The sequence below is a fragment of the Elusimicrobiota bacterium genome (genome assembly GCA_018816525.1).
In the GTDB taxonomy this organism is placed as follows: Bacteria; Elusimicrobiota; Endomicrobiia; order CG1-02-37-114; family XYA2-FULL-39-19; genus OXYB2-FULL-48-7.
This window is the reverse complement of sequence record JAHIVV010000082.1, coordinates 1-8,403: the sequence shown is the minus strand read 5'-3', so window position 1 is coordinate 8,403 and position 8,403 is coordinate 1. Positions and strand designations below refer to the sequence as shown.

6 protein-coding genes are annotated in these 8,403 nt (G+C 40.1%); all 6 read right to left on the bottom strand.

Annotated elements, in window-relative coordinates; translation table 11 throughout:
• Window positions 1–72 precede the first annotated feature (72 nt).
• Window positions 73–435, bottom strand: coding sequence for a response regulator (locus KKH91_08020; GenBank protein MBU0952750.1), 363 nt, complete (start codon window positions 433–435; stop codon window positions 73–75).
• On the bottom strand, window positions 432–1,832 hold the full coding sequence (locus KKH91_08015) for a HAMP domain-containing protein (GenBank protein MBU0952749.1): 1,401 nt from the start codon (window positions 1,830–1,832) through the stop codon (window positions 432–434). Before KKH91_08015 ends, KKH91_08020 begins: the two co-directional genes overlap by 4 nt.
• A gap of 5 nt (window positions 1,833–1,837) precedes the next feature.
• A complete protein-coding gene (locus KKH91_08010; GenBank protein MBU0952748.1) occupies window positions 1,838–2,233 on the bottom strand; it encodes a hypothetical protein in 396 nt (131 codons plus the stop codon).
• Between the two features lie 42 nt (window positions 2,234–2,275).
• Window positions 2,276–3,970 carry a type IX secretion system membrane protein PorP/SprF gene (locus KKH91_08005; GenBank protein MBU0952747.1) on the bottom strand — a complete coding sequence of 565 codons (1,695 nt, stop codon included), beginning with the start codon at window positions 3,968–3,970 and terminating at the stop codon, window positions 2,276–2,278.
• A gap of 19 nt (window positions 3,971–3,989) precedes the next feature.
• Entirely contained in the window at window positions 3,990–7,055 is a 3,066-nt protein-coding gene (locus KKH91_08000) for a gliding motility-associated C-terminal domain-containing protein (protein ID MBU0952746.1), read from the bottom strand.
• A gap of 530 nt (window positions 7,056–7,585) precedes the next feature.
• Window positions 7,586–8,251 (bottom strand): hypothetical protein, encoded by a 666-nt coding sequence (locus tag KKH91_07995; GenBank protein ID MBU0952745.1) that lies wholly within the window; start codon window positions 8,249–8,251, stop codon window positions 7,586–7,588.
• Between the last annotated feature and the right edge of the window lie 152 nt (window positions 8,252–8,403).

The following is an 8,403-nucleotide window of genomic DNA, read 5'->3' as shown; positions in this document are numbered from 1 at the left end:
TTTTTTCCATGATGACGTTATTTTACATAAAAAAGGATGGATTTACAACAAAATCAGAAGAAAATGGCGGGCTCATTTCAAAAGCCTATTTACTTTTTCCATAAAAATCCGGTAATCAAAGGGTTTAGGCAGGTAATCATCAATTCCGTAGGAAAATATCTCTTTTCTCATCTTTGGAGAGTCGTAACCGGTAATAACCATAATGAGTATATCCTTTAGTTTCAGGTCAGCGCGGATATATTGACAGACTTCGAAACCTGATATATTGGGCATCATAAGGTCCATTATGATAATATCAGGCCTTTGTTTTTTTATCTCTTTCAACGCCAGAGCAGATGATGAAAAAAAAGTCGCAATTACTTTATTGGCTTCAAAAACGTCCTTTATGAGAAGTGAAACATCCGGGTCATCTTCAATAATAAAAATCGTTTTCATATTGGCAGCCTGATGACGAATTCCGAGCCTTTGCCTTCCCCTTCGCTTTTTGCGATTACTTTACCGTTGTGTTTCTGTATAATTCCGTAACTTACCGTCAATCCCAGCCCTGTCCCTTTGCCGATATCTTTCGTCGTGAAAAACGGGTCAAAAACATGGCCCACATTTTCTTTTTTAATCCCGATTCCCGTATCCCGGAAAGAAACATCCATCATGCTGTTGTTTATTTTTACTTCTATCGTTAATTTTCCCCACCCGTTAGGCATCATGGCATGAATTGAATTATTTATAATATTCAAAAATACCTGTTGAATATGGCTCGGCGAGCCTTTGACAAGAGGAAGTTTTAGCGGAATAATTTTTGAAACTTCAATATTTGAAGACCGCATTTCTGTTTCGCAGAAATTAAGCGTTTCATTTATCAGGGTTTCAATGTTTGTCGGCTGAAAAATATAGTTCTTTTCCCTGGCAAAATCCAGCAAAGCCCTAACAATTTTTCGGCAGCGCTGGGCGGCCTGCTCTATTCTTTGAAGGTGAATTACACTGGGGTCGTCCTTCGGCAGTTTATCCATAAGAAGCTGTGCCTGCCCTAGTACTCCCGTCAATGGGTTGTTTATTTCGTGCGCCACGCCGCCTGCCAGCTGGCCTATGTCCATTTGAACAATCTGCAGCTGCAATTTTCGTAAATTATCTACCATCTTATTAAAACTCAAGGCCAGTTTTCCCATTTCATTATTCGGATTTACAGTTATATGGTAATCCAGGTTCCCTTCACCTATTTCCTGAGTCCCTTTGATTAACGCCGTTAAAGGCACCCAGATAGCCATAAAAGTCACAATACCCAGAATGACACCTACCAAGACAGCGATCAAACCGAAAGAAATTGAAATAATTGCATTGCGCCTGCTGACATTTTTTACCGTAGCCTCATAGGAGTTTAAAAGCGCATAATAGTCGTCAATTACTTTTATAACATCTTTCTGGGCCTGTTTTTCCAGCGGCATTATGCTGTCTTCATAATAACTGAATCTTTTCTCCCTGCTTAATGAAAACATAGTTTTACACATGTCCATATATTTTGTGTAAAATGCCTGAAAATCTTCCTTTTCCTTACTGTCATTTATTTTTTTAAGTTTGGCTTGTATGGGTTCAAGCTGTTCGTCGAATTTGTCTTTTTCGGTAGAATCGTTAAGGATTATGAAATAGCTTACGTTCCTTGTCTGCCTTTCATAAGAAAGAGATATTTCACGCCAGGAGGTCAGTGTTTCCGAAAGCAGGAGGCTTTTGTCCAGAAGCATTCTTGCCTGATAGGTATAGGCTACAAAAATAAGGCTGATAGAAAGCACCAACATTACAAGCACGCCGAATGCAATAAATAATCTAGTTTTGATTGACACAGAGATTATCTCGCCACGATTATCGTCCCATTATAGTTTTTATTTTTGCTTTGAAACAAATACAAATAAACTCCTGGATTAATTACTGCCCCTTTTGAATCCCTGCAATCCCACACAAAACACCAGTCCAGGCTGCCTGCTTTCGCTATACGCTGTGAAGAAAATATTTCCCTTACTTTATACCCGTCAAGTGAAAATATATTTAACTTTGCATTTTCATACTGCGGGTCATAAAATTCAAAAAATACATAGTTATTATCCTGTACTCCATATGAAGGAGTTACTATTTTAGGATACACTTTTTTGAGCTGCAAGTCAAACTCATCCGAGAAGGAATGAACCGCAGAAACCGCGGAAACCGCGAAAATGAACAAGAATAATTTTATTCGTTTTTTAATCATACTGCCTCCTTTTATAAAATCCGGCTGTCCTCTCAAGACGGGTTATTTTACAGCATTCAATTCTTTCCGGGCTTCAGAAACATCAATACCAAACTGTTCATATCTGTTAATGATTTTCTTCAACAGGTCCGACTGGGACTTATTGTCAATACCTTTGGCAACCATCTTCCTGTAATAGGTCAGGCTGTCGATATACATTCTCTGCTGGTTTCTTTGTTCTTCAAGCAATACTTTGTATTCGTCCTGGGCTGAAGAAATATCAATTTTCTTGCCTTTATACTTTGCTACAATCTGCTGTATCTTGGTTATACGTGTTGAGAAAACCAGTTTATCCGCAGTTTTTCTGTAAGCATTATATTCATCGAAATACTGCCTTTCGATATTCCCGGATAAAGTCAAAGGCAGTTCAGTTATAACCGGTGTCACAGGAGTTTTCACTCCGGTACCGGCTTTAGCCGGTGTTTTCCCAACGGGTGGAGTTTTTACAGGCGCTTGTTCTACAGGCGCAGGAATCACAGGAACCGGCCTTCTAAGTAATTCTTCCAGCTTTTCCCTCAGCTTGCCTATCTCTTTATTTGCGGCTTCCAGTTCCTGGTTTTTCTTTGCCAGTTTTTGCTCAGTTTCCAATCTCGTTTTTTGCTCCGCTTCCAAAGCTTTATGTTCAGCTTCCGTAGCTTTCTGTTCTTTTGCCAGAGCCAGCTGCAGAGCTCCTGTCTCTTCCGGTAAGTGCATAACGGGGCCGAATCTTAAAATTAATGAAACTTTATGGTTTCCCATCGTGCCTTTTATCCCGCTTATCGGGTACTCCATAGCATAATCAAGCTGTAAACCGGTTGTTTTATAACCGAAGCCGAACGCTATATTTGTAAACTCATTAGTCCCGACAATAATACTTGACCTTAAACCAAACCCGAAAGGAAGAAATTTTTCTCCCCCGACGCTTACCCGGGAATCGTTTATTTTATTCATCTCACGGGAACTCAGGTCAATACTCAACAGGAAACTTTCAGCATTATGCATGAAACCTAAATTATAAACCCTTGGAAGTTTTGATTCATCAGTATTATCAAGAGCAATATTCGGTTCGTTGATATTTGCAGCCATAAAACCTATTTTGTAGTTTGTAAACAAAGAATACTTAAAACCAAAGTCATACGCAACGGCAGATTTATTAAAACCGAATTTATCAAAAAGCGAATCAGCTTTTGCCGTACCTGTCTGCAGGGAAGATGTAATTCCGTCGTTGTTTAAAGAATCAAAAGTATAATCATCCTGGCCATAACCTATGGAAAGGCTCTTGACTGTGAACCCTACATCAAGCTTCTTTACCCCTCCGATCCTGAAGTTTTTTCCATAAGAAAACGCCAGCGTGGTTTCTTTGTAATATGTGCCGGAATTAAAAACGAGCATCGAAAAACCGATTGTGCCGAAATCCTTTTTAAACTTTAAAGGCTGGGCCAATCCCAGGAACGAATAGGCCAGGTTGGATTTATCCCACAGGCCCATATACATCTGGGAATACTGGGTTGTAAACTCCGTGCGCGGTATCAAAGACAAGCCAGCCGGATTATAATAAGTTGAATATACATCGTCAGCTACAGCTGTGTACGCCCCTCCCAAGGCCGCCGGCCTGGCGCCTATGGGAATAGGCTCAAAAGCGGCATAACAAAAACTAAATAACGATACATAAAAGACAGAGAGTAAAACAAAAATTGGGATTCTGGATAATTTATTCATGGTAATCCTCCTGCGTATATTATCTCGCAACAACTATAGTTCCGTTATATACTTTTCCTTCGCCTTCAATCTGGTAAATATAAGTTCCGGGTGCAACAACATTCATATCTTTATCTGCGCCGTCCCAGGAGATATATCCTCCGGGAACATTTGAATTTTCCGTGATATCAGCAATTGTTTTTATCAGCAGGCCTGTCATATCAAAAATCTTAATTGTAACCAGCGCGCCCCTGGGGTTATCAAACCTGAAGAAGGCTTTATCATTGCGTCCGTCGTTGTTAGGAGTAATTATTTTAGGTATAACTTCATAGTTTGTTAATTCCGTAGAATTCATTGCATACCTTATCTGATACCTGCCGATATATTTTACGTCTGATTTTACATTTTCTTTCTGTGCGTCAATTGATGATGCCAGTTTAACCCATTCTTTTCCGTTATAGAAGAATAACGAAAGCCATTTTTCAGGCTCCGCCAGTACTTTACTCATCTGGCTTCCACGCGAAGAAATGGTTTGCTTATCATACGTGATCGCCACCTGGGCTTTTGGTTTTTCAAATTTGAAATCCTGATAAAATTCAAGTTTTCCGTTTAAAATCCTGTACGGTTCGATTGTGAAAGACCTGAATATCGGGCCCTTTTCATTTTCTTCGTTTCTGGTCCATTTCAAGTATACATCGCTTATAACAGCCTTGATTTCTTTATCCATCTTTACGTAAGACCTGTCGGCAATCATAGAATAAATATTAAGGTCATCTGAATTGTCAGCTATCATGGAATCGCTGAAGTTGCCGCAAATATCAACAGACCTGACCTTGTAGTATTTTATCTGGCTTGCCAGCGGGACTTTAAATCCAAGCGCTTCAATAACAGGTTTTGTAGAAGCAATCAAGTGCCATGCGTTCATGTCAGCAGATTCGTAGATCTGATACCTGTATATTTCAGAAGATTTGGGTTTTGGCGTAGTTATTGCCGTCAGTACGTTTATACTGCTTATATCCCGCTGATACGCCACCTGCGACCAGGACATATTGAAAGTAGTCGTGTCTTTGGTTGTAGTCAATCCAAGAGGCGTGAACGGCATTGTATTGTCTCTCGGCACATTTACAATTCCGGATATTGTTGTTGACGACATATTCCCCGACCAGTCATATAGGAATATCGAGAAATAATAAGTATTATTTCCGATTAGTTCAGATATTCTCTCAACTGTGTCTGTTGAGCTTTGAGGAATTTTAATGAATGAGAATCCGTCTGCCGAATTTGAAGGATATTTATCGTCGCGATAATTGATATATGCCCTGTCAAGGTCCACATCTTTAGGATATTTGTAGGAAACGGTAAGAGTGCAGCCGATATCAATATCTTCCGACCAGGCTGACTGGATTGCCAGATTTTCAAGTACTCCGGGCGGTACAATATCCTTCCAAGTGTAAATAGTAGCTGTAGAAACCGAGAAATTACCGACGGGGTCGTAAGTCCTTATTTCATAATAATATGTATTTTGCGGATTAAGATTTGTAAATTCATAACAAGTTGTAGCTATTGGGAGTTCAATCGGAGCTATATTGTTGTAAGAATTTCCTCCGTTTTTCACAAAATTCTGTGTACTGACGTAGATGGCCGTCTTTTCCCAGTCATGGTTTTGATATAACGCCCTGTCAAAATCCGGATGAGTCCAGTTAAGAGAAATATAAGTTCCTTTGGAAACATTTGCATCGGTATTTAGCGCCAGGCCGCTTACAGCGTCAGGAGCTATATTATCATAAACGGTATAAACAGAAACAAGTGTTCCGGTTCCGGAATACAAAACAGGATCTGCTGTATCAAATGAATAGATTCTATAGAAATATGTAGTCCTGGGTTCAAGTTGTAAATGCGAATAAGTGAACCAGTCATTTGCAGTCAGCCCTGAAAGCGCTATGCTTGGAGAACTGTCTTTATCCGTTGGATAGGCAACCGTGCTATAACATATTTTTACGCCATCGAAAGATTTCGTGGCGCTTATCTGTGGGTTTTTCCAGTTAAGCGAAACATAACTGCCGGAGCTCAAATCAATAGAACCGAAAGCTTCACCGTAGAGCGGAGCAACTTCATTCGGCGGATAAAAATTAAACGCCCTTGAAATCGCCTTATTAGATTCATGAGACCAGTTTGTTTTTGCATACCATTCATCGCTGGTCCAAATCCAGAAATAGAATGAAACGCTTGTCTGTAAACCGGTAAGTAAAACAGTCTGTGAAGCACCAGGATAGACATTTGAAGTTGAAATATAAACTTGTTTTGCCTGGTTCCAGTAAGCTAACGGATCCGCTTTAAGCAAATCACTATCAACCATAGGATGTTGTGTGGTTGAATAACAAATCCTATATCTGCCATCAATTATTCTATTTGATACTTCATCGTTGCCCATTGCTGTCCAATTAAGAGTGATTCCACCAGGTACATCTTTTGTAGGAGAAGCAATCAGATTAGTTACAGCAGCTGGTGCGGTCGATGAAGACGATGCATACGAACTTGATTGGAATACAATAAACTGTGCTTTTGTATCCATCGGACTGTGGTTGAATACATTATCAACCGACTGTATTGCAAACCAGTAATACTTTGATGATTGCAAGCCCGTAACTACAAATGATTCTGATGAATGTGGTAATGAATATTCTTTAATACCCCAATTGTTCGGCAAACCTGAGTTTGCAGCTACAGTAGAAACTGAAGAATGATTCCACCAAGCTATGGTATCGCTATTTACATCATAGATGCTGAAAGTAGCGTATTTAATTATATAAGAATAAACAGGAGTGCCGGCAGGCATATCGGCAGGAGCTGTCCAAGAAAGTTTTACTTTCCCTCCGCCATTATCACTCGAACCGTTTACTCCGGTGATAAAATGCGGGCCTGCTGACAGATTAGTAACTGCATCCGGCGCAGTAGTATCATACACACCGCCTGTTATGCCTAACACCAGGTATGCAGTGTCGCTTGCAGCAGCAAATAGGTTTGGAACATAAAGAATCTGTCCCAAAAGGGCTGTTAGAAGAACTAACCTGGTCAGTTGAGTGAATATCGACCTTTTTTTATTCATATATTTTCCTAAAGCTATAATTTTCTGCGGGCACAGAAAATCCTGACAACTTTACCCCCGTAAAGGTAGAACTTCTGCGCCCATTGATGATTGCAGGCGGATAAGAGATACCAACTACCCCCGTAGAGGTAAACTCTGTATCCGCCTTTATAATGACAAAAAGCTGAGTAGAAGAAGTTTCTGACTTTACCCCCGTAAAGGTAGAACTTCTGTACTCAGCCGATATATAACAAATCCAATGAAAAAACCCTGAAAATGTATCTTTCAGGGTATAACTGACTCTATTATTCTTAATTATTAAAAAATATAAATTAAAAGATGAGTGAACCTGTGGCTCACAAATAACATAAGCACACACAGAAGTCTACCTCTACGAGGGTTTTGGTATTTCTTTCTTTTTTTACTAATCTATGGAGTCCCGCATTTTACTACGGGATACCATCGAACAGTAGTACTTTGTGACTATTGGCCAATTACGGATTTCGCGGCTACAAGCAGCCCCGACCAATGCCGGGGCCGCTCAAAACCAATTACAAACCTTCTCCGGCTGTTACTGTAACTGCAACTTTACGGTATCTTTGATCAGATACTCCCGAAGGCAAACGAACTTTGAAATACAGATTTCTTGACTGACCAGGAGAAACCATGTTTTTGTCAGCAGCACTAGTTACTGCAGTAGCTATTGAATTAGTTGCTGGTCCATATTGAAGCGCGGCTGTTTGATAAAATCTTCCTGTATCGTCAAGTAAGTCATTGGTATCAAAATCCGCCTGTGTTGCCTGTGCACTGCAAAAAACTGCTTTTAGTGCAATCGCATTAACTCCACAGTCACCCGTGTTTAAACCATTATATGCCCAAGCAGGGTAGGCAGTATCAGTGGCTGCCCAAGTTACACCATCCGAACCTTGCTCCTGTCCGGTTACCTGTAATGACCAGCTTGAAATCAAACCAACACCGTTGTTTGAAACTGCAATAGCTGTTGAAACAACAACTGCGTTCGGGGATGATGTTGTCAAAGCCCAAAGATTAACTTCATCGCCACCATCAGCTTGATCAACTGCATTACCAACCATCACTGAAAGCGTACCGGTACACCTGACAACTACATAACCGATATCACTGGTAGCTGCCAGTACAGTTCCAACAAAACCGCTGACCATACTTAAAACTAACAAAACGCCTAATAGCTTTTTCATAGATCTTACCTCCTTTTTTATTAAATTTTTTACTCGTACCTGAATACAGTCACTCATACTACCTCCTTTTGAATCATAAAGTTAAACCACGCTTCTTACTCCCTGATATTAATATAACATGGTTTTTTGGAAAAGTCAAGGGCTTTGTTTGG